General features: G+C 46.5%; 18 protein-coding genes and 1 pseudogene. 16 read left to right on the plus strand and 3 right to left on the minus strand.

Going from position 1 to position 22,447, the window contains the following annotated elements; all coding sequences use genetic code 11:
* Positions 1 to 555 precede the first annotated feature (555 nt).
* The 8 genes from gltB (at position 556) to GWI56_RS03460 (ending at position 10,591) form a co-directional block, all read left to right on the plus strand.
* Positions 556 to 5,004, plus strand: coding sequence for a glutamate synthase large subunit (gene gltB, locus GWI56_RS03425; protein ID WP_198572143.1), 4,449 nt, complete (start codon positions 556 to 558; stop codon positions 5,002 to 5,004).
* A 6-nt stretch (positions 5,005 to 5,010) separates the two neighbouring features.
* Positions 5,011 to 6,417, plus strand: coding sequence for an FAD-dependent oxidoreductase (locus GWI56_RS03430; protein ID WP_198572144.1), 1,407 nt, complete (start codon positions 5,011 to 5,013; stop codon positions 6,415 to 6,417).
* Positions 6,418 to 6,763: 346 nt separating this feature from the next.
* The gene (locus tag GWI56_RS03435; protein WP_173246143.1) at positions 6,764 to 7,474 is read left to right on the plus strand and encodes a 5'-methylthioadenosine/adenosylhomocysteine nucleosidase; all 711 of its coding nucleotides are present in this window, start codon (positions 6,764 to 6,766) and stop codon (positions 7,472 to 7,474) included.
* Between the two features lie 22 nt (positions 7,475 to 7,496).
* Entirely contained in the window at positions 7,497 to 8,486 is a 990-nt protein-coding gene (locus GWI56_RS03440; protein ID WP_168823446.1) for a cobalamin biosynthesis protein, read from the plus strand.
* Between the two features lie 56 nt (positions 8,487 to 8,542).
* Positions 8,543 to 8,920: a DUF2721 domain-containing protein gene (locus GWI56_RS03445; protein ID WP_012088590.1), complete on the plus strand. Its 378-nt coding sequence runs from the start codon at positions 8,543 to 8,545 to the stop codon at positions 8,918 to 8,920.
* Positions 8,917 to 9,543: a trimeric intracellular cation channel family protein gene (locus GWI56_RS03450; RefSeq protein WP_105249873.1), complete on the plus strand. Its 627-nt coding sequence runs from the start codon at positions 8,917 to 8,919 to the stop codon at positions 9,541 to 9,543. The genes GWI56_RS03445 and GWI56_RS03450 overlap by 4 nt, the downstream gene beginning before the upstream one ends.
* A gap of 1 nt (position 9,544) precedes the next feature.
* Complete coding sequence (locus GWI56_RS03455) at positions 9,545 to 10,036, plus strand: nuclear transport factor 2 family protein (protein ID WP_028760847.1); 492 nt, start codon at positions 9,545 to 9,547, stop codon at positions 10,034 to 10,036.
* 126 nt (positions 10,037 to 10,162) lie between these two features.
* Positions 10,163 to 10,591: a hypothetical protein gene (locus tag GWI56_RS03460; protein WP_113940677.1), complete on the plus strand. Its 429-nt coding sequence runs from the start codon at positions 10,163 to 10,165 to the stop codon at positions 10,589 to 10,591.
* A 99-nt stretch (positions 10,592 to 10,690) separates the two neighbouring features.
* On the opposite strand, the gene tyrS is transcribed toward GWI56_RS03460, so the two are convergent.
* Positions 10,691 to 11,884: a tyrosine--tRNA ligase gene (tyrS, locus tag GWI56_RS03465; RefSeq protein WP_131523049.1), complete on the minus strand. Its 1,194-nt coding sequence runs from the start codon at positions 11,882 to 11,884 to the stop codon at positions 10,691 to 10,693.
* A gap of 126 nt (positions 11,885 to 12,010) precedes the next feature.
* Between tyrS and GWI56_RS03470 the strand changes: the two genes are divergently transcribed.
* From GWI56_RS03470 to GWI56_RS03490, 5 genes are all read left to right on the plus strand, one after another.
* Positions 12,011 to 13,417 carry a peptidoglycan DD-metalloendopeptidase family protein gene (locus GWI56_RS03470; protein WP_113940678.1) on the plus strand — a complete coding sequence of 469 codons (1,407 nt, stop codon included), beginning with the start codon at positions 12,011 to 12,013 and terminating at the stop codon, positions 13,415 to 13,417.
* Between the two features lie 20 nt (positions 13,418 to 13,437).
* Positions 13,438 to 14,547, plus strand: coding sequence for an anhydro-N-acetylmuramic acid kinase (locus tag GWI56_RS03475; RefSeq protein ID WP_028760851.1), 1,110 nt, complete (start codon positions 13,438 to 13,440; stop codon positions 14,545 to 14,547).
* A 433-nt stretch (positions 14,548 to 14,980) separates the two neighbouring features.
* Entirely contained in the window at positions 14,981 to 15,676 is a 696-nt protein-coding gene (aqpZ, locus tag GWI56_RS03480) for an aquaporin Z (protein ID WP_198572145.1), read from the plus strand.
* A 164-nt stretch (positions 15,677 to 15,840) separates the two neighbouring features.
* On the plus strand, positions 15,841 to 16,221 hold the full coding sequence (locus tag GWI56_RS03485; protein ID WP_028760853.1) for a DUF2750 domain-containing protein: 381 nt from the start codon (positions 15,841 to 15,843) through the stop codon (positions 16,219 to 16,221).
* A 25-nt stretch (positions 16,222 to 16,246) separates the two neighbouring features.
* On the plus strand, positions 16,247 to 16,696 hold the full coding sequence (locus GWI56_RS03490) for a hypothetical protein (protein WP_168823456.1): 450 nt from the start codon (positions 16,247 to 16,249) through the stop codon (positions 16,694 to 16,696).
* 116 nt (positions 16,697 to 16,812) lie between these two features.
* Here the strand turns inward: GWI56_RS03490 and erpA are convergent, their stop codons facing one another.
* Both erpA and GWI56_RS03500 read right to left on the minus strand, forming a co-directional pair.
* A complete protein-coding gene (erpA, locus tag GWI56_RS03495) occupies positions 16,813 to 17,163 on the minus strand; it encodes an iron-sulfur cluster insertion protein ErpA (RefSeq protein WP_006080742.1) in 351 nt (116 codons plus the stop codon).
* Positions 17,156 to 17,960: pseudogene (locus GWI56_RS03500) on the minus strand (DUF6776 family protein). Before GWI56_RS03500 ends, erpA begins: the two are co-directional and overlap by 8 nt.
* Positions 17,961 to 18,034: 74 nt before the next feature.
* Between GWI56_RS03500 and GWI56_RS03505 the strand changes: the two are divergent.
* From GWI56_RS03505 to hemL, 3 genes are all read left to right on the plus strand, one after another.
* Complete coding sequence (locus GWI56_RS03505; RefSeq protein WP_198572146.1) at positions 18,035 to 19,759, plus strand: chloride channel protein; 1,725 nt, start codon at positions 18,035 to 18,037, stop codon at positions 19,757 to 19,759.
* Positions 19,760 to 19,955: 196 nt separating this feature from the next.
* Positions 19,956 to 20,975: an aspartate carbamoyltransferase gene (locus tag GWI56_RS03510; protein WP_113940696.1), complete on the plus strand. Its 1,020-nt coding sequence runs from the start codon at positions 19,956 to 19,958 to the stop codon at positions 20,973 to 20,975.
* 26 nt (positions 20,976 to 21,001) lie between these two features.
* Positions 21,002 to 22,294 carry a glutamate-1-semialdehyde 2,1-aminomutase gene (hemL, locus tag GWI56_RS03515; RefSeq protein ID WP_198572147.1) on the plus strand — a complete coding sequence of 431 codons (1,293 nt, stop codon included), beginning with the start codon at positions 21,002 to 21,004 and terminating at the stop codon, positions 22,292 to 22,294.
* Positions 22,295 to 22,447: the final 153 nt, after the last annotated feature.

Genomic DNA, 22,447 nt, shown 5'->3' on the forward strand with positions numbered 1-22,447 from the left:
GATAATAACCAAGATAAAATCACAAATAGAAAAGAAAATACGTGAACAAATAGAAGAAAAAGCTTAGTGTAAGCAAGGTAGCGAGAGGTTTCTTGGCGCTACATCAAATTCCCGCCTGACTCATACCGTTATTATCATAAATGTGCGCATCCTCAAATTAGCCAGCTTACCGCTGAGATCTTGCTCACATCAAAAATGAATAACAATTCAACAATTTTAATTTTTTATCTATTTACTGTGTTTGCAATAAAAATCACTATTTCTAAATCAAAAACAATCCCACCAGCATGTTACACCTTGGTAAATTTTGAGTTTGATAGTTTTTAAAATTCTTTTTATTCATAATGTTATACAACACATTTTACTGTTGACGTTAACGTAAGGTAATTGTGATTTGCGTATGAAACATGAATTAATACCCATGTTTTATGCAAATTTTTGGTTTGACCTTTATTGAATCTCAGGCTAATTTGGGTGGTTCGGGTGCATATCTATAGAAAGTCTTTACATTTTCTCCCCGAGTAGTAATCAGTTGAGGTCTAGGGAGGTTTTTGTATGAGCTTATATCATCCCAGTTTTGAGCGGGACAATTGTGGTTTTGGGTTGATAGCACAGATGGATGGCGAAGCCAGCCACCGTATAGTGCGCACGGCAATCCATGGTCTAGATCGCATGAAGCACCGCGGGGGCATTGCCTCCGACGGTCGCACTGGCGACGGCTGTGGTTTATTAATGCAATTACCCGTGCAATTTTTTGAAGCGATTGCCGCGGAAAATGATTGGCATTTGAGCCGAAAATTTGCCGTAGGTATGCTGTTTTTAAGTCAAGACGATGAACTGGCTGACCAAGCCAAGTTTATTCTTGAGCGCGAACTCGAGCGTGAAACCTTAAGTATTGCAGGCTGGCGCAAGGTGCCTGTCAATCCCGATGTGTTAGGTGAAATTGGCAAGGCTAGCCTGCCACAAATCTACCAAGTACTGATCAACGCCCCCATTGGCTGGCGTGAAAAAGACTTGGAACGCCGCCTTTATATGGCGCGTCGCCGCTTAGAGCAGCAGATCACCGACGACAAAGACTTCTATGTCGCGAGTTTGTCTGGCCAAGTTATCGTCTATAAAGGCTTGATGATGCCTGTAGATTTGCCCGCGTTTTATCCCGATCTCGCGGACATTCGCTTAAAAAGCTCTATCTGCCTATTCCATCAACGTTTCTCAACGAATACTTCTCCTAAATGGCCATTAGCTCAGCCGTTTAGATATTTAGCCCATAACGGCGAAATCAATACTATTACGGGTAACCGTCAATGGGCTCGTGCCCGTGCCTATAAGTTTAATTCGCCGCTACTGCCAGATTTGCAGCAGGCCGCTCCCTTTGTGAATGAAACAGGCTCAGACTCTTCATCTTTAGATAACATGCTGGAAATGCTGTTATCCGGTGGCATGGACTTATACCGTGCAATGCGTCTATTGATCCCGCCTGCTTGGCAAAGTAATCCAGAAATGGATGACGAATTAAAAGCCTTCTACGACTTTAACTCTATGCACATGGAGCCTTGGGATGGTCCGGCAGGTATTGTGATGACCAACGGTCGCCATGCCGCCTGCGCTGTTGACCGAAATGGTCTGCGTCCATCGCGTTATGTGATCACAAAAGATCGTATTTTGACCTTAGCTTCCGAAGTCGGAATTTGGGATTACGCCGCCGATGAAGTGATTGAAAAAGGCCGTGTTGGGCCTGGCGAATTGCTGGTATTAGATACCTTGAACGGCCGCCTGTACCAATCTTTTGAAATTGATAACGATCTTAAACGCCGCCACCCTTACAAAGAGTGGATGGCGAAAAACAGCCGTACTTTAACGCCAGCGGAAGATTTAGCCTCTGAGCAGCACGGTGCCAGCGAATTAAGCCCTGAACTATTGCTGCAATACCAAAAACAATTTGGCTATACCCGTGAGGAATTAGAACAAGTCATTTGGGTATTGGCGAAGCAAGGTGAAGAAGCCACAGGTTCTATGGGCGACGACACACCTATGGCGGTATTGTCGAAAAAATCACGTTCACTGTATGACTATTTTAGGCAGAAATTTGCTCAAGTAACGAATCCACCTATCGACCCCTTACGTGAAAAGCACGTCATGTCGTTGACCACTTGTATTGGCCGTGAACAGAACCTCTTCAATGAAACGACTGGGCATGCTTACCGGGTGATGTTCAATTCACCTATTTTATTATTCAGTGATTTTAACCAGTTACTGGGATTAGATAGCACTTACTATCGCGCCAATATTGTCGATTTAAATTACGAACCACAGGAAGGCTTAGAAAGCGCCATTCGCCGTATCACTGCCGAAGCCGAGCGTTTAGCCCGCAGCGGCACGACTTTGTTGATCCTTTCTGATAGAGCCATAGGTAAAACAGCGCAAGTGATCCCCGCGGCCATGGCGGTAGGTTCTGTGCAGCAAATGCTAGTGAATAAGAGCCTGCGCTGCGACACCAACATTATTGTTGAAACCGCATCGGCGCGAGATCCGCATCACTTTGCCGTATTGCTTGGCTTTGGTGCCACGGCGATTTATCCGTATTTAGTGTATGAGTCAATTTCCGAACTGGCGAAACGCCATGACTTAACCGATACCACGGCATTGATGTTGAACTTCCGCTACGGCATCGAAAAAGGCTTGCGTAAGATCATGTCCAAAATGGGCATCAGCACTGTCGGCTCTTATCGTTGCAGCCAACAATTTGAAGCCATAGGCATTGCCAGCGAAGTGATCGAACTGTGTTTTAAAGGCGTAATTAGCCGCATCGAGGGCGCAGGCTTTGCAGAAATCGCCCAAGACCAGGCTATTTTGCACAAAGCGGCCTACCGTGCCCATGTGCCGTTACCACAAGGCGGCCTACTAAAATACGTTGAGGGCGGCGAGTATCACTGCTTCAACCCTGATGTGGTCAACACCTTGCAAGCATCATTGATTGACAAAGACTTCGCGAGCTATAAAAAATTCACCGAACTCGTCGACAATCGTCCCGTGGCCACACTGCGTGACTTAATCGGTATTAAGGGCGCACAAACATCGATTGATATCGCTAACGTCGAAGGCGCAGCGGGCTTGTATCAACGCTTTGACAGCGCAGCCATGAGTATCGGTGCTTTGAGCCCCGAAGCCCATGAAGCGCTGGCTATTGCAATGAACCGCTTAGGCGGCCGCTCGAACTCAGGTGAAGGTGGTGAGGATGCTCGCCGCTTTAATACTGAACGCAACTCTGCGATTAAGCAGATTGCCTCGGCACGCTTTGGCGTTACGGCGCATTATTTAGTTAATGCTGATGTGTTACAGATTAAAGTCGCCCAAGGGGCAAAACCCGGTGAAGGTGGTCAGTTACCCGGCCATAAAGTCAGCGTTGAAATCGCCGGACTGCGTCATGCACGCCCTGGTGTGACCTTGATTTCACCGCCACCGCACCACGATATTTACTCTATCGAAGATTTAGCCCAGCTGATTTTCGATTTGAAGCAAATCAACACGAAAGCGCTGATTTCAGTGAAACTTGTGTCAGAACCCGGTGTGGGCACTATCGCCACCGGTGTGGCCAAAGCCTATGCGGACATGATCACGATTTCAGGGTATGACGGCGGCACAGGTGCTAGCCCAATTACCTCAGTGAAATATGCGGGCAGTCCATGGGAGCTAGGGTTAGCCGAAGTGCATCAATCGCTAGTGGAAAACGGTCTACGCCATAAAATTCGCCTGCAGGTCGATGGCGGCTTAAAAACCGGTACCGATGTGATTAAAGCCGCATTATTAGGCGCCGAAAGCTTTGGTTTTGGTACTGTGCCGATGATCGCCCTAGGTTGTAAATACCTGCGTATTTGCCACTTGAACAACTGCGCGACTGGCGTAGCAACGCAAGATAAAAACCTGCGCGACAACCATTACCATGGTCTGCCAGAGCGAGTGATGACTTACTTTGAGTTTGTTGCACAGGAAGTTCGTGAATGGATGGCGACCTTAGGGGTGAGTAAATTTGAAGACTTAGTCGGCCACAGCGAATGGTTATATGCCCTCGAAGGTCAAACCGCTAAGCAACAAGGGCTCGACTTATCGCCGATTTTGTATCAACCCAAGGTGCCAGCAACCTCGTCACGCACTTGGCAAGAAACCAATCCACCGGCGGATTTAGGGCTGCTTAACCAGCATTTATTAAACGAATGCCAAAGCGCTGTCGATAAGGGCGAGAGTTTCGATGCTGCTTACAGCATCAACAACACAGACCGTTCCGTTGGCGCGACGTTGTCAGGCTATATCGCGAGCACACTCGGCGTCAAAGGCACCAAAGCGCCGGTCAAACTGAGCTTTAACGGCAGTGCCGGCCAAAGCTTTGGCGTGTGGAACAGCCCAGGCCTTGAGTTAAAACTCTGCGGCGATGCCAACGACTATGTGGGTAAAGGCATGTCTGGCGGCCAGATTGTCATCTACCCGCCAATTGGCAGCCCGTTCCAAAGTGAGCGCAGCGCCATTGTCGGTAACACGTGTCTTTACGGCGCGACGGGCGGCAAGTTCTTCGCCGCGGGTCAAGCGGGCGAGCGTTTTGCAGTTCGTAACTCAGGAGCGATTGCTGTGGTCGAAGGGCTTGGCGATAACGGCTGCGAATACATGACCAGCGGCATTGTGGTTGTCCTTGGTAAAACAGGGGTGAACTTCGGCGCTGGGATGACAGGCGGTTTTGCCTATGTGTTCGATCAATTCGGCCGCTTCAATCGCCGTGTGAATACTGAGCTTGTCGATACTCAAAAACTCGAATCACCGATACATCAACAACATTTAAAAGGTCTGATTGAAGCCCACGTGGCCGAGACGGGCAGCGAACATGCAAAGATGATCTTAAGTGATTTTGGTAACTGGTTAGATTGCTTCGTATTAGTAAAACCTAAAAATATTGCCGTGGCCGATCTGCTCAAATTAGAGAAATCGAGCCCAGAATTAGTTGTAAAAGCGGGGTAATGGCGCATGAGTAACGATTTTCAATTTATTGAAGTGGGTCGTAAAGACCCCGCTAAACACCCTGCAGCTAAACGTGCGACTCAGTTTATTGAGATTTATCAGCCCTTTGCCCAACCTCAAGTGGCTGAGCAAGCGGACCGCTGTTTAGATTGCGGCAATCCTTATTGTGAGTGGAAGTGCCCGCTACACAATTATATTCCTAACTGGCTCAAGCTAGCGGAACAAGGCCGCATCATGGAAGCGGCAGATTTAGTGCATGAGACCAACACTCTGCCCGAAATCTGCGGCCGTGTTTGTCCACAGGACAGACTCTGTGAAGGTGCTTGTACTCTGAACGACGACTTTGGCGCTGTCACTATCGGTAATGTCGAAAAATACATTACCGACACAGCTATCGCCCAAGGCTGGCGCCCCGATATGAGCAAGGTCACGCCACGCCCTGAACGAGTGGCGATTGTCGGTGCGGGCCCTGCGGGTTTAGGCTGCGCGGATATTCTGTCTCGCAACGGTGTTAAAGCTGTGGTCTTTGATAAATATCCACAAATTGGTGGTCTACTCACCTACGGTATTCCGTCTTTTAAACTCGACAAAGCCGTTATGGCGACCCGTCGCAGTGTATTAGAAGGCATGGGCATTGAGTTCAAACTCGGTGTCACTGTAGGTAAGGACATCCCATTTACTAAACTGCTCGAAGAATACGATGCCGTCTTCCTCGGTATGGGCACCTATACCGCGATGAAAGCAGGCCTTGAGGGTGAAGATGCCCAAGGCGTATACCAAGCCCTGCCCTATTTGATTGGTAACACCCATCATTTAATGGGCACGCAAGATGCGCAAACGCCCTACCTGAACCTTGAAGGTAAATGTGTTGTGGTATTAGGCGGTGGTGATACTGCGATGGATTGCGTACGCACAGCCGTCAGGCAAGGTGCCAGCAGCGTAGTCTGTGCTTACCGCCGAGACGAGGCCAACATGCCGGGTTCACGCCGCGAAGTACAAAATGCGCGGGAGGAAGGGGTTAACTTCCTGTTTAACCGTCAACCTGTGGCGATTAAAACCCAAGATGGCAAAGTAGTTGGCATTGAATGCGTCGAAACAGCCATGGGCAAAGCCGATGCCAGCGGTCGTCAACGGGCCGAAGCGATTGCAGGTAGCGAACAGTTGCTCGAAGCCGATGCGATTATTATCGCCTTTGGTTTCCAGCCTAGCCCAGCACCTTGGTTTGCCGAACACGGTATCGAGCTAGATCAATGGGGCCGAGTTAAAGCGAGTAAGTTAGACGAAAATCCATTCCAAACCACAAACCCGAAAGTGTTTGCCGGTGGTGATATGGTGCGCGGTTCTGACTTAGTCGTGACAGCCATTGCCGAAGGTCGCGATGCTGCTCAAGGTATTCTTAACTACTTAGACTAAGCGCTAAGCTTAAACGCCAATGTGTTTGTTTTATCGCTAAAAAACTGTTTTACCGCTGTCATTTAACAAGCACTGCAATGGCTGGACTTAGGCAAACAAGTCCAGCCTTTTTTTTGTGATTTGTCGCCATCGGTTGATGGAAAAATAGATAAGTAAAATAGACAGATGAAATAGATAGATAAAAGTGCACCTCTTAGGGGTGCACTTTTCCGTTAACCCTCCCGCGTTTTAACCCGCGATTATCAAGCAATCCCAATCTCGCCATAACGACTGCATAAAACTGTGTGGTATATTAGCCAGCATTCCCGTGTCCCACTCTTTAAGTGTTGAATCAAAAAGGTCTCCCATGAAAATTGGAATTATTGGCGCAATGGAGCCAGAAGTCGCTCACCTGATCGCCGCCATGACAAATGCGACATCGCAAACCATTGCTGGTATTGAATTTATTGCTGGTACTCTCGCGGGTAAAGACGTAGTCGTGACTCGCTCAGGCATAGGTAAAGTCGCCGCAAGTATTGCGACCACGCTACTCATCGAAAAATATGCGCCGGATGCGGTGATCAATACTGGTTCTGCCGGTGGTTTTGTGGATTCGCTGGCCATTGGCGATATCGTGATTTCTTCTGAAGTGCGTCACCATGATGTGGATGTCACCGCCTTTGGTTATGAAATTGGCCAAATGGCGCAGCAACCAGCTGCGTTTATTCCTGCCGCACATTTAGTTGAAGCAGCCAACAAAGCGATTGCTCAACTGGGTGAAGTCAAAGCGATTGAGGGTTTGATTTGTACTGGCGACAGCTTTATTTGCGATCCTGTTCGCACCCAAGCCATGCTCAAAAACTTCCCTACTATGGCCGCCTGTGAGATGGAAGGTGCGGCAATCGCTCAAGTTTGTCATCAGTTTGGAGTGCCATTTGTGGTGATCCGCTCTTTATCGGATAACGCCAACAATGACTCGCCAGTGGATTTCGACTCTTATATTGTCAAAGCGGGTTATCACTCGGCTCTGATGGTGATGTTGCTGCTTGAGCAACTGAATCCTAGCGCAATAAAATAATCACTTAAGTGGAAAGTACCGAATGCACACCTCTTTTTATCAACAACTTGTCGAGATAGATGGCGCTTTGTTTGAAGGCTTTTTGGTACTTTTTTTTGCTTTGTTATTGGCGCGGTTAGCGCCATTACCACGGGAAATGCAGCCGCTTATTTGGTTTAGCCATTTAGCCAAGCAACTCGCAGCCAAAGTGAATCGCCCTGAACGATCTCCAAGCCAACAAGCCACAGCAGGCTTTTTAGCTATGTTACTGTTGCTGTTTCCATTTTGGGCCATTATCACCTTTTTACTCGAACTGGCTGCCTTTCCATGGTTTTTCGAATTTTTGGTGCTTTATCTGTGTTTAACAGATGCAGGGTTTAGCCAAGTTGCCGATGAAATCGCTAAGGCCTTAAAACGTGGAGATAATGCCAGCGCAAAAAAGCTTTTACAGCCTTGGGTGGTGCGCGATACCGATAGTTTGTCGGAAATCGGCCTAGCCAAAGCCACCATAGAAAAACTCGCCACAGCGCCTATTTACGGCACAGCATCGACCATTTTCTTTTTCGCTATTGCTGGAGCACCGCTAGTGCTAGCTGTGCGCATGCTCAAACAACTCGAATTGAGCTGGCCGCCCATTCAACCAAAGTATCAACATTTCTGCAGTACTGTGAATGGTGTATCCATTATCTTGCTGGCGATTCCGGCTTGGTTGTGGAGCCTGTCGCTCGCCATTCAAGGCGGGCCTAAGGCGTTTGCAAAACTTTTTAGAGCCCCTAAAAATCATCACGCTATTCGAGGTTATGTTCTCAGTGTGAATCTCGTGGCCAGTATTTTGAGAATCGAGCTCGGTGGACCACAGAAGTTTGCTGGCGTGCGTATCAATGTGGATAAATTGTGCTACGGTCCGCAGCCAACCAGTGATGACATCACGCCTGCAATTAAGCTGACCTCACGTGCCTGTGCTATCTGGTTTAGCTTTATCATTATACTGCCCTTGTTATGGGCAAGTTTACGTTGGTTACAAAGCCTGTGATATGATGCCGCATTATCTCAACGTGAAGTTAAAGGCTGACCATCTTGCTCGAAAACATGCATGTTTCATTAACAACACCTGCGTTGTTATTTCCTGCTATCTCATTGTTACTCTTAGCTTATACCAATCGTTTTTTTGCCTTAGCCGCATTAATCCGAAATTTAAGCAATGGTGAAAAACCCGTACATAAAGATCAAATTAAGAACCTGAGCCAGCGTATTACGATCATTCGTCGAATGCAGGAAGCAGGTGTGTCAAGCTTTGCCCTATGTGTATTGTGTATGATTTTTATCTATATCGGCTTTAATAAAACCGGCTCAGTGATTTTTGGCGCTAGCCTACTGCTCTTGCTCTATTCACTGATTTTATCTGTGATTGAAATCCGCATCTCTGTTGACGCATTAAATATCCATATCAAAGAGATGAGTAAATGAGCCAGTGGATCTACTTTTTTGATTTATGGGGTACCGCTGTATTTGCATTATCCGGCGCACTTGCCGCTGGACGCCATAGAATGGACCCCTTTGGTGTAATCGTGCTCGCCTCGGTTACCGCTGTCGGTGGTGGCAGTATTCGTGATGCCTTAATTGGTGCAACGCCAGTGTTCTGGATCCGCGACCCGAATTACATCATAGTAATCCTCGCGACCGTGCTCGTCTGTTTGCTATTAGTCCGTCGCCCTCGTAAGGTACCCGAGTATATTTTACCCGTCGCAGATGCCTTTGGATTGGCCCTCTTTACCGTGATAGGTGCTGAAAAGGCCCTCAATATGGGCTTGAGTGGGATGATTGCCGTCGTAATGGGCTTGATCACAGGCGTGGGAGGAGGCATTATTCGAGACTTACTGTGTAGACAAGTTCCTATGGTCTTACGCACAGAAGTCTATGCCACAGCTTCGATCATAGGTGGTATAGGCTATACCGTGAGCTTAGCCTACGGTATGGGCGAAAAAATGGCGCTGTTTCTGGCGATGGCCAGTGCCCTGTTAATCCGCTTAAGTGCCATCAAGTGGCATCTTTCATTACCGGCCTTTGATCTCAAGACCAAGAGGGAATAGTTTGCGAATATTGTGTTTTATTTTGTGCCTCATTTTTGTTCCAGCCCTCAATCCTGCAGCGGCGCAAGCCAACTCAGGTGAAATGCCACAAGAACAGCAGTTAGCCGTAAAATATATGAATGCGCTGACTGAACACGACTATAAGACACTGCGAAAATTCTATAACCGCGAAAGCGTCTTCTTCGACAAAACCGCCAACCGCAAATACACCGGCGGCCGCTTCATCATCGACTTCCTTGAGCGTGCCCACGAGGGCGTGCTCGAGTACAACTTCAACATAGAACATATGTATAACGCAGGCTCTTTAGTGGTGATGATAGGTAACTACCATTTCAAAGGTCCAGGTGAACAATTTGGCAAACCGGGGAAAATCATCGATGTTGCGATACCAGGTGTGACAAGCCTTAAGATCGACATGCTCAATCGCAGAGTAACGGAACATGTCGACCTAATCGATTACCAGACCATGTCAGACCAATTAGCGATGCAGTAGTCACAAAATTTATCCGTCTTTGAAACTTGATCCCTAAAAACGAGTCGAAACTAACAATGAGTCAATACCACTGCGTATTTCACCTTTGAAAAATTGACTGAGCCGTTTCGTTTCAATGAGGTTTGTATGAAGTTTTTTGGATTGATTGCCCTACTCGCCCTTAATGGCTTAATACTGGCCCCCAAAGCACAGGCCTTACAGCCCATTATCGTTTCCTACGCCGTTCAGCCAGTAAGCCATTTTAATCAACAACTACGTACCGCTCAGGCACAACATCAGCCTTGGTCGGAAGATCCCAATAAAATCAGCAGCCAATATGCAGGCAACAAATTTACCTTAGTGCGAACTCAAACCAATAAAGACGGCATTTTAACCTATCAAGTGAGCGAGCTTTCCAAGCAGCATCCACAGATGCTGTTGATTATCTCACTGAAACAAAACGCTAAACTTTGGCAGGTAAGTTCGGCCCAATTGGCATGGAAATGCAGTGGTGGGCAACACTTTGGCACCGACAGATGTAATATCGCCGAGCATGAGGCCAGCACAGCGCCTTAATCTTGTATTGTCAAAAGATTCAAAAACAAAGAGCGCCCTAAGGCGCTCTTTTTGTTCGTTTAAACTTACTGTAGCGTAAACCTAACTAAACCAACGTCACTATACCAAAGTCACTTTGGCAAACTTACGTTTACCGACTTGGAATACAGCAACAGTACCCGCTAACAAAGTCACACGGCTATCTTCTAGTTTTTCGCCGTCCATCTTTACCGCGCCTTGCTTGATCATCCGCATCGCTTCTGAAGTCGATGACACTAAGTCCGCGTCTTTCAACAGATTGGCAATCGCAATACCTTCACCCGCAGCTAACTCAATTTCTTCGATATCATCGGGGATCATGCCCTTAGAACGATCGACAAAGGCTTGATGCGCACTTTCGGCAGACGCTGCATCGTGGAAACGTGTGATAATTTCCTTAGCTAAGGCGATTTTAGTGTCACGTGGGTTAGACCCATTCGCCACATCTTGCTTAAACTGTTCAATTTCAGCCAGTGGGCGGAATGACAGTAGTTCAAAGTAACGCCACATCAAGTCGTCCGAAATTGACATCAGCTTGCCAAACATTTCATTGGCAGGTTCGCTCACGCCAATATAGTTATGCGCCGATTTAGACATTTTCTTCACGCCGTCTAAACCTTCGAGCAGCGGCATCATGATCACAGCTTGTGGCTTTTGGCCTTCGGCTTTTTGCAGTTCACGGCCCATTAACAGGTTGAACTTTTGATCTGTACCACCCAACTCAACATCGGCCTGCAGCGCAACTGAGTCATAACCTTGCAGTAAAGGATACATAAACTCATGAATCGCAATAGACTGACCCGAGGCATAACGCTTCTTAAAGTCATCACGCTCCATCATACGAGCCACTGTTTGCTTAGACGCGAGACGGATCATACCAGCGGCGCCCAATGGCTCTAACCAGCTTGAGTTGAATTCGATACGAGTCTTAGCAGGATCGAGGATCTTGTAAACCTGTTCTTTATAGGTTTCTGCGTTCGCTAAAACTTGTTCACGGGTGAGCGGCGGACGTGTGCTATTTTTACCACTTGGGTCCCCCACCATACCAGTAAAGTCACCAATCAAAAAAATGACTTCATGACCTAACTCTTGGAATAATCTTAATTTATTCAAGATTACTGTGTGTCCAAGATGGATATCCGGAGCGGTAGGGTCAGCGCCTAACTTAATACGGAGTGGACGTCCTTCTTTGAGTTTTTCCAGCAGATCCGCTTCGAGTAAAATCTCATCGGTACCACGTCTAATTTCTGCTAATACTTGGTCTAAATCAGCCATCTCGGCAGGGACTCCTAAGGCCATGATCATAAAATGAAGAGACTTATGTTACTTGTTAGCCACCACAATTGAAAGTGTGTACACTAACGGGATTATTTAAGTCTCTGGTTATTGGTATCGGCGTCAATGGGAAAGGTTATAACGTTATTTAAATTGTTGCCTAAAAAGCATCAAATTCTCCTTAGCATTCTTTCAGTTATCACAATGATAACCATGCTTCTACCTTCTGAAGAAGCGCAAGCTTCAAGACAAACCACTAGCATTGATGACCAAGCTCAAATCAACACCCGTTATGATGTGCCCTTAGCTTTTCGCTCGCCTGAACGCCCTGAGTTACTAGAAGGTCAAACAGATAATGCTCCGACAACGGCTGAACCGTTATCCTCACCCGATGCGCTCGCTGCAGCTGGAGCTAATAATCAAGCCGCAGGATCCCACGAAAGCGCTCTCCACAGAGATGTCGAACATTTTAACGTCAAAAATGGTGATACTTTAGCCGCGGTATTTGACCGCGCTGGCTTAACCAGCAAAGACGTTTATGAAATCACCCAGTTGCCTTTAGCCAAGCAAAACTTACTTAAGATAATGCCGGGCGAAGAAATTGTGATTTCAAAGGATGCAAACGGTAATTTGACTGAAGTACGTTATCGGGTCGATGCTATTTCCACGCTAGTCATCACTAAAAGCCAAGAGCAATACAACGAAAAAATCTCCGAAAAGGATGTGGAAATCCGCAACCATTTCACCAGTGCCAAAATTAAGAGCAATTTCTGGAATGCCGCTGTGGATGCAGGCATGTCTGCTAACCAGATATTACAATTATCGACCGTATTCGGCTGGGATATCGACTTTGCCTTAGACTTACGCGAAGGCGACAGCTTCGCCATTATTTACGAGCAAGAATATGCCGATGGTGAATTTTTGCGTAATGGCAATATCTTAGCTGCAGAATTTGTTAACCAAGATGAGCGCTATACTGCCATTCGCTATACCGACGGTAACTATTATTCCGAAAATGGCACTAGCATGCGTAAAGCCTTCCTGCGCTCACCGGTCGATTTTAAGTATGTCAGCTCCAACTTTAACCCAAGACGTTTGCACCCAGTGACAGGCCAAGTCAAAGCCCATCGCGGTGTAGACTATGTCGCAGCCATTGGCACGCCCATTAAAGCTGCGGGTAGTGGACGCGTTATTGAGTCTGGTTATAATCAATTCAACGGTAACTATGTGTTTATCAAACATAACGATACCTATACCACCAAATATCTACACCTCACAAAACGTAATGTCAGCAAAGGCGCCAACGTTAAGCAAGGACAAATTATTGGTACTTTAGGTAAAACAGGCCGTGTCACTGGGGCTCATTTACATTACGAATTTATCGTCAATGGCGTACACCGCAACCCGAGAACGATTACGCTACCGAAATCCGAATCAATTGCGAGAAAAGAAAAAAATCAATTCGATGCACTTAGCAAGCAATTGATGACTACACTTTCGCAAAACAAGCAAACGCAATTGGCAATGCAATAACGACGGATGGATTCCTCCCAATGAAAAACGCTTATTATATTGGACTTATGTCAGGCACCAGCATGGACGGTGTCGATGCAGTATTGGTCGACTTTTCAGGCGCGCAGCCGCAGCTTATCGCCAGCCATACCGAAGCTATTCCGAGCCATTTGCTCAAAGGTCTACAGCGCCTGTGCTTACCCAGCTCAGATGAAATTAACCGCCTCGGCCGTTTAGATCGTAATGTAGGTCAGCTGTTTGCTTTAGCAGTCAATAATCTGATGGCTAAATGTGCTATTGCGAAAGAAGATGTCATCGCCATTGGTAGCCATGGTCAAACCGTGCGCCATATGCCAAACCTCGAAGTGGGTTTTACCTTACAAATTGGCGATCCTAATACTATTGCGACCGAAACAGGCATAGATGTCATTGCCGATTTTCGTCGCAAAGATATTGCCCTTGGTGGCCAAGGCGCGCCCTTAGTACCCGCATTCCACCAGCAAACCTTTGCCCAAGTCGGTAAAAAACGTGTCATCCTCAATATTGGTGGTATTGCCAATATCACCTATCTGCCGGGCAATAGTGAAGAAGTCTTAGGCTTTGATACAGGACCAGGCAACACCTTAATTGATGCCTGGATGCAACAGGTTAAAAGTGAGCCCTTCGATAAAAATGGCGAATGGGCTGCATCCGGAAAAACTGATCAAAGCTTATTAACTCAGCTGCTTTCGCATCCGTATTTCTCCCTTGCTTACCCTAAAAGCACCGGTCGCGAACTGTTTAACCAAGCTTGGTTAGAGCAGCAATTATCGCCCTTTAATCATTTAGATGAAGAAGATATTCAATCAACTTTATTGGATTTAACCTGCCACAGCATAGCCCAAGACATTATAAAACTATCCAATGAAGGGGAATTATTCGTCTGTGGCGGCGGTGCATTTAATGGTCAACTGATGCAGCGTCTTGCAGCCTTATTACCAGGTTATAAGCTGGATACTACCTCGGCCCTTGGCGTAGATCCTAAGTGGGCAGAAGGCATCGCCTTTGCCTGGCTCGCCATGCGCAATCACTTAGGTTTACCCGCTAATCTCCCAGCAGTAACAGGCGCCTCCCGCGAAGCCGTACTCGGCGGACGATTTAGCGCTAAGTAATTAGCCTTCGCAAAATACTAAAGCGATAACCTAAACAAGAGCTTCTACATGAAGCTCTTGTTGTCTTTAAAAGACAAACTAATCTTTTCCCCTCTTCCTGCCTAAATTTATCAAGAAAATCAGCAGCTATTTTAAAGCCATCTATTCTTAATTACTGAAGCATTTAGTGACAGAAGCATGAGTAAAAAAGTTTCGTCACTGAAGCTTAATCAAGTCTCACTATAGTAAAAATGGATACAGGATATTGCTCTAAACAGCTCAAACACTTAGGAATAGCCTCATAGGCGTCCAATAAGAAACTGGTTTTAAGGGAACTCGTGTCTACAGCGCGATTTTGCTCACTCAGACAAGATCCGTTAATAGGCAGGTAAATTAGGAATAAAGACGCACTGATTAACAAACAAGCGTCTTTAAAAGAATAGGAAATCAAACAATGAACATGTCACAAAAAATGGCGGCAGAATTTCTCGGCACCTTGTGGTTAGTCCTTGGTGGGTGTGGTAGTGCTGTACTTGCCGCCGCATTTCCAGAAGTAGGCATAGGCTTACTCGGCGTCGCTTTAGCTTTTGGATTAACCGTATTAACCATGGCCTTTGCGATTGGCCATATTTCAGGTTGTCATCTCAACCCTGCAGTGTCATTCGGCCTTTGGGCTGGGGGACGTTTTCCGGCAGCAGAATTATTGCCCTATATCGTAGCCCAAGTCGCGGGTGGGATTGTGGGCGCAGGCATCTTGTATCTCATAGCTTCAGGACAAGAGGGATTTTCACTCGCGAGCGGATTTGCCTCTAACGGTTTTGGTGAGCACTCACCAGGTGGCTATAGCATGCTGTCGGTGATGATTTGTGAAATAGTTATGACACTGTTCTTCTTGATTATTATTTTAGGTGCCACCGATGAGCGAGCGCCTAAGGGATTTGCCCCAATTGCCATAGGGTTAGGTTTAACCTTAATTCACCTTATTAGTATTCCTGTGTCCAATACTTCGGTGAACCCAGCGCGTAGCACAGGCCCTGCACTGTTTGTCGGTGACTGGGCGGTATCACAACTCTGGTTGTTCTGGGTAGCACCGATTGCCGGTGCCATTTTGGCGGGCTTTATCTATCGCTACTTCCACGCGGCAGAATAAGAGCCGAAGATCTAACACAACAGCGCTCTCTTGGCGCTGTTGTTCTTTTTCTAATCCCGCTCTAATGTTACCATTTAGCCAACTGGCGAATTTTGCTGTGCCCTAGGTTTTTACATTAGAGACACAACAGGCTTCGCCCTATCCAAGCAAAAGAGATATTTTTCATGAGCAAGACTGTTAAAAACCTCGCTGAGACAGCAGCAATGACGCCAGAAGCCCGTTACGATTACCTCGTTGAACAAGTTAAAGAACACAAAATACTTTGGACATTACAAGATCAAGACGGTTGCGTGATGTTAACCACAGAAGAAGAAGATTGCATCCCAATGTGGCCAACCGAAGAAGCCGCTGATTCTTGGGCTGTGGATGAATGGAGTGATTGCCAAACGTTAGCGATTCCACTCGACGAATTTCACGAAAGATGGGTGCCAGGCATGGAAGATGACGACCTCTTTGTCGCCGTATTCCCAGTATTAGATGATTTAGGTGTGGTAATCCCGCCTTATGAGTTAGATCAAAGATTAGCGCCTAAGCAAAGCCACTAATCGCTATCGCTAAACGAGAATGCCTATGAGCGAGCAAAAATCGGCGATACCGACACCAGAGGCAAGTACAGCACTGAGTCAACACTTTCCGAAACGACTCATTGCCTTATTGCTAGTGTATGTTGTTGCGTCAGTGAGTGGCTTAATCGCTAAACAAGGGGTGTTATTTTGTCTGCTAACCCTCCTGATGGTGATTGCCATTATCGGTCGGCAAAAAGCAGGGCTTATCATGCTGCGCGGCTACACAGTCGTGCAGCTTGGATTGATTAGCATGCTGCCAGTGATCATGTACGATCCGGGCAACTTAGTGGTAGGTCCAACAACAGTTTACTTAGGTGAATGGCAGGGAAAACTGCCTGACTATGTGATTTTTATCGCTTTGATCGTCTTGTCATTACTGCAAGTTTGGATAGCCTTTGATAAAAAGGTAAAGGCATGGTTTAAACCTAAGCTTAACCTGAACATCATGAGCTAAGCTCTTGTAGAAAATAAATTTAGCCCAACAAAAAGCCGTCATTGCGACGGCTTTTTTGATCTCACTCTACGCCTAAAAAGATGCAAAGTTAGTCATCATTAAACAGAAAAACTTTTTTACACAGAGAAACTGGCACCACAGCCACAAGTTGTGGTTGCGTTAGGGTTTTTCACGAAGAAGCGAGAACCTTCCAGTCCTGAAGTGTAATCCACTTCACCACCGACTAAATATTGTAGGCTCATAGGATCGACAACCAAGAGAACACCTTGTTTTTCTATCGTAAAATCGCCGTCATTGACCTTTTCATCAAAGGTAAAGCCGTACTGAAATCCAGAACAACCACCACCAGTCACATAGACTCGTAGCTTAAGTGCAGGATTTTGCTCTTCTTCCAGCAAACCTTTCACCTTAGCGGCTGCCGCATCGGTAAATTGGATTGGCATTGCTGTATCAGCTTGATCAGTCATTACTACCTCTTAACATCAGTTTTCTGGGGCAAATTATCCTTTACCTGACTGTTTTGTTCAAGTATTACCCGTGGTTCTTTTTTACCCTGTAATAACTCAGGGGCACTATAGACATGTTCGGTCTGCGAATTCTTAGTCCAGCGGCTCGAAGGCACCAGCACTTTGACTTTCACGTGTTGTAAATTAAAGCCAGCAGGAACAGTGACCTTGGTATCTATGACTTGAAAATAACGAAAATCAAATTCCAACTTAGAACCCGTGAGTTTGTTCACACTCAAGCTAACAGATTTGCCATCTTGCACACCAATGAGCGTCAATTCTGTTCGGCCTTGAATAGCTTGCTTACGCTTTTGCAACTGAGTCAACACCAACTTGAGATGGTATTCATTGGCCAAAGCGCCCAGCGTCATTTCAAGTCCGTGAATAGCGACACCTTCAGCATTATCATCCGGTGTCATAATGCTGCGGTAAAATGCCAGCTCATGTTCCAATTCTTTTTGCTTTTTCATTTGCTGGCCAAACATTTCTTGCATTTGGGTATTAGCCTCTCGCTCGACGGACAGCTCTAAATTTCGGGTTGCAAGTAGTTGGGTCTGTGCCTCTAACTCAGCGGTCAAGCGTTGAGTCTTGCTGCTGATATGCTTAACAACAGGCTCATCGCTGCTTAATAGCAGAAAACTTATCCAAGCCCCAAAAAGAATAGAAACTAACACTAAAAGCGATAAATATACTGAAGATGGACGATACTTGAGATCCATCACTTGCAGCCGATCTAGCCAACGATGATAATTTGGCATTAGGTAACAGCCCCTTATATAAAATACAATCAACTCAAGAACGAGTTCGATACAATACAACTCAGGCCAATGTAGTGCAATTAACGATAAATAAAGTCGCTATCCAACATGCCATAGTCACAGCCAAAAAGTATTTAACCAATGAGCTACGTGACCATTTATCTCAAGCCCGCATCAGTGCACAGCTGTGCATACTGGCACTGTTATTTGCTATTTTTGCATCCTGTGTGATCTTACTGTTTCGACTCTTGCTCGTTTGGGCTAATCATTACACCCAAATACAGGCGCTGGATTTTACGGGGAACGTCGCCGACTGGCGAGCCCTGTTACCCCTTTTAGGCGCAATATTAATTTGGATAGTGGCGAAGTTGGGCTCCAAACGCTACAAACGTATGGGAATAGCCTATGTGTTACATAGAGTTAAACTGCATTATGGTAAAATCCCCCTACAATCCGCCGCTGGGCAATTTTTTCAAGCACTCTTTGCCCTAGGTACAAATTTCTCAGTCGGCCGTGAAGGTCCTGCCATTCATCTGGGTGCTGTCAGTGCAAGTTTTCTCGCTGAAAAATTCAATCTTCCCGATAATAGCGTACGCATCATGTGTGCCAGTGGCATTGCAGCAGGGATTGCCGCAACGTTTAACGCGCCCTTGGCGGCGGTGATTTTTGTACTCGAAGTGATAGTACGTGAATATAAAATCCATTACTTTTTCCCGATTATGCTATCAGCAATTTGTGGCGCAGTTTCAAGCCAACTGGTGTTTGGTAATGTGCACGAATTTGACCGTATTCAAGTGATCCATATTCCCTTAGACCATTACCCTATTCTCGCCATCGGCGGCGTGGTATTGGGCTGCGCCGCGGCGCTGTTTAATTACTCACTCTTAAAAGTCACCGCGACGGGTCAAAACTGGCCACTCATTTACCGACTATTACTGGCGGGCAGCGTCACTACCTTAATAGGTCTAGTATTGCCACAAGCCCTTGGCACAGGCGATCTCGCTATTGGCGAAGCCATTAGCCAACATCCAAGCCTATTGCTGTTAATCGCCCTATTATTTGCCAAAATCATTGCCACTATTGCGGCGATTGGCTTAGGTATTCCCGGCGGTTTAATTGGTCCACTTTATGGTATCGGCGCGCTGCTAGGGGCGATTTTGGCGCTGATCAGCGCTATCTTATTCCCGTCCATCGCCCCTTATGTAGGGCTTTACACTGTGATCGGCATGACAGCCATGATGGGCGTGTGTTTAAGCGCGCCGCTGGCCGCCTTAGTCGCCCTGTTAGAAATGACTAATGACGCCAGCATTATTTTACCGGCAATGTTTGTAACAATTCCGGCTTTTTTAATTGCTTATCAGGGTTTTAAGACCGACTCCATTTTCTTTAAGCAATTAGAAATTATGGGACTAGGTTATAAGGTCGCCCCCGTGAATTTAGCACTGCAGAAAAAAGGCGTGCGAGCCTTAATGGATAAACGCTTTGTTATCGTCAATAACAACGATGAATTGTTACTCGAAGTGCTAAAACGCGCCGAAGGTCGCCCTGTGCTAGTCCGCAATGCCGATGGCATTATCGAAATGCTTAGTCTTGAAATGCAATCCTATGATGACAGTACCACGCTATCACGCCATCCCATGCAAGGGCTAAGCGACAGCACCACCCTCAATGAAGTCTATTCACTATTGTCACCCAAACGCTGCGGTGAGGTGTTTATCTATCAAGATACACCAGACAATGTGGTTGGAGTGATCAGTTGGTCGAACCTACAACAGGAGATTCGTTCAGGCCAAGCCTAATATCGCTTCAAAACCTGAGGCGGCAGATTAAAAGCTTTGGGCTTCATCGCAAAAATCTAACACAGTGGTAATGTGGCTATTTCGTTGCCCCAGTGCTTCTGCTACAATCGCGCCTCAGCCACCCTACATAACATCAGGGCAGATAAGCGCGATAATGCAGCTTAAAATGCCCCCTAGCAAATTGGAAAACAGGCTGATGAATCAGTTCGAAGGATCCCATATCCTCTCCGTAAACCAGTTAGATCTTGACTCAATCCAAACTATTTTTAATGTCGCTAGCCGCATGATGCCCTATGCACTTCGAGAGAAGCGCAATAATGTGCTCGATGGAGCCATTTTAGGTAACCTGTTTTTCGAACCTAGTACCCGTACCCGCGTGAGTTTTGGTTGTGCCTTTAACTTGCTCGGCGGCCATGTACGTGAAACCACAGGCATGGCTTCATCGTCTTTATCTAAAGGTGAATCCCTGTACGATACGGCGCGGGTGTTATCCACCTATTCTGATGTCATTGCCATGCGCCATCCAGACTCTTACTCGGTCAAAGAGTTTGCTGAAGGCAGCCGCGTCCCAGTGATCAACGGCGGCGATGGTTCGAACGAGCATCCGACCCAAGCCTTGCTCGACTTATATACTATCCAAAAAGAACTCAAGTGTGCTGGCCGCGGTATCGATGGCATGCACATCGCTATGGTCGGCGACTTAAAATTTGGCCGTACTGTGCATTCACTGTCGCGCTTACTCTGCATGTATAAGAACATCAGTTTCACACTGATTTCACCTGCTGAATTAGCTATGCCTGATTATGTGATCTCCGACATTGAAAATGCTGGCCATAGCATCAAAATAACCGACCAACTTGAAGGCCATTTAGATAAAGCAGATATTTTGTATCTCACTCGCATTCAAGAAGAACGCTTCCCTTCACAGGAAGAAGCAAATAAGTATCGCGGCAAGTTCCGCTTAAATCGCAGTATTTACACTCAGCATTGCAAATCTAACACAGTCATTATGCACCCGCTTCCAAGGGATTCACGGGCGCAAGCCAATGAGTTAGATAATGATTTAAATAGCCATCCCAATCTTGCTATCTTCAGACAGGCGGATAATGGGCTGTTAATTCGCATGGCTTTGTTTGCATTGACACTCGGCGTTGATAATCAACTCGAAAAATATGAGTGTCCGGTTAATTGGTATTCACGTAAAGCCGATCGCTAATTGGCTACAGACTTTAAGGACTAAACATGACCCGTTCCGAAGCGCTATTTGAACAGGCTAAAAAAACCATCCCCGGCGGCGTTAACTCTCCGGTTCGTGCATTTAATGGTGTAGGCGGTTCGCCCCTGTTTATTGAAAAAGCTAACGGCGCTTATATTTACGATGCCGATGGTAAAGCTTATATCGACTATGTCGGTTCTTGGGGCCCGATGATCCTCGGCCACAACCATCCTAAAATCCGTGCAGCTGTATTAGCAGCGGTAGAAAATGGCTTATCTTTTGGTGCGCCAACTGAGCTTGAAGTGCAAATGGCCGAAAAAGTCATCTCTATGGTGCCTTCTATCGAGCAAGTACGCATGGTGAGTTCAGGTACAGAAGCCACTATGAGTGCTATCCGTTTAGCACGCGGTTTTACCAATCGTGACAAGATCTTAAAATTTGAAGGCTGCTACCACGGCCACGCAGATTGCCTGTTAGTGAAAGCCGGTTCTGGCGCGTTAACGTTAGGTCAACCTAGCTCACCCGGTATTCCTGAAGATTTTGCCAAGCACACCTTAACCGCTGTGTATAACGATTTAGATTCAGTTAGAACCCTGTTCGAACAGTATCCAACTGAGATTTCTTGCATCATCATCGAGCCCGTTGCTGGCAACATGAACTGCATTCCACCTGTCCCAGGTTTCCTTCAAGGCCTGCGTGATATGTGTGATGAGTTTGGCGCGCTGTTGATTATCGATGAAGTGATGACAGGTTTTCGCGTATCACTAAGTGGTGCTCAAGGTTACTACGGCGTCACACCAGACTTAACCACACTTGGTAAAGTGATTGGTGGCGGCATGCCAGTGGGGGCTTTCGGTGGCCGTAAAGATGTGATGCAATTTATCGCCCCTACGGGTCCGGTTTACCAAGCGGGTACGTTATCGGGTAACCCCATTGCGATGTCAGCGGGTCTGGCACAAATGGAAGCCCTGTGTGAAGAAGGTCTGTACGAAGCACTGAGCGCGAAAACCAAACGTATTGCAGAAGGCTTTAAAGCGGCTGCGGATAAGCACGGTATTCCAATGGCGATCAACTATGTTGGTGGCATGTTCGGTTTCTTCTTCACGGAACAACTCGAGATCACTCGTTTCGATCAAGTGACCCAATGTAATATCGAACAGTTCCGTATTTTCTATCACGGCATGCTAGATGAAGGTGTTTACTTAGCGCCAAGTGCCTATGAAGCTGGCTTCCTGTCAATGGCTCATGGCGAAGAAGAGATGCGCTTAACCTTAGAAGCGGCAGATCGCGTATTGGCAAGCATGAAAGCGGCAAGCTAAGCCTAAGCTTTAGTATTTAAGCCGTTTAAACATAACAAAGGGACGCCAATGCGTCCCTTTACTTTTATTCGATTTAGTTAACCTGAACTCGGGATAAGAAATGTTGAACTAATAGCCCTCCAAGTGATCGGATCTTTCGACCAAGAGAAACCC

Source organism: Shewanella sp. DW31 (assembly GCF_015767295.1).
GTDB classification, from domain to species: Bacteria; Pseudomonadota; Gammaproteobacteria; order Enterobacterales; family Shewanellaceae; genus Shewanella; species Shewanella oncorhynchi.